This window comes from uncultured Tateyamaria sp. (genome assembly GCF_947504105.1).
Classification (GTDB): Bacteria; Pseudomonadota; Alphaproteobacteria; order Rhodobacterales; family Rhodobacteraceae; genus Tateyamaria.
Genome location: NZ_CANNGP010000154.1, coordinates 1 through 706, shown reverse-complemented (window position 1 = coordinate 706; position 706 = coordinate 1). Strand labels below are relative to the sequence as shown.

At 66.1% G+C, this 706-nt stretch carries 1 protein-coding gene; it reads right to left on the bottom strand.

Annotated elements, in window-relative coordinates; all coding sequences use genetic code 11:
• Positions 1-6: 6 nt before the first annotated feature.
• Positions 7-706: calcium-binding protein (locus Q1A75_RS24010; protein ID WP_299641542.1), on the bottom strand; the 700-nt coding region annotated here is incomplete at its 5' end.

The following is a 706-nucleotide window of genomic DNA, read 5'->3' as shown; positions in this document are numbered from 1 at the left end:
TGCGCCTTACACGATTGAGATATCGTCGAGCAGGCCTGCGGTGGATGTGATCCCTGTGAGCGTCAGGCTGTCGCCATTGTCGAAGCTGAACACCAGGTTGCCGCCCTGCACGGCTGTCAGCGCCTCCAGCCGGGCCTGGTCCAGCGCGCCGTTCCACAGGGCGGATGCGATCTCGAGCGCGTCCGTGCCCACCTCGTAATCCGTGATCTGGTCGTCATCGATGGCTGCGGCCAGCACAAAGGTGTCCGCCCCGGCGCCACCCGCCAGCGTGTCACTGCCGCCGCCCGCCTGGATCCAGTCGTCGCCATTGCCACCCTGCACGAAGTCGTCTCCGAACTGGGACTGGTCATTGTCGAACCAGCGGTCATTGCCGTTGCCCATGAAGGCCCGGTCCCGCCCGTTGCCGCCCGCCAGCGTGTCGTTGCCGTCGCCGCCCTCGAGCGTGTCGTTCTGGTTGCCGCCAAAGAGCCTGTCATTGCCCAAGCGCCCCAGCAGGCGGTCATTGCCGTCCTGGCCCCAGAACACATCGTTGCCGTTGCCGCCGCCGATGGTGTCGTTGCCGCCATTGGCGAACACGGTGTCCTGGCCGTTCACGCCGCCCTGGCCGTTGTCGATGAACAGATCATCGCCGCCGCCCATGAAGACAGAATCCCGCCCGTCGCCGCCATTGATGGTGTCATTACCAGCGCCGCCCCGCAGGGTGTCA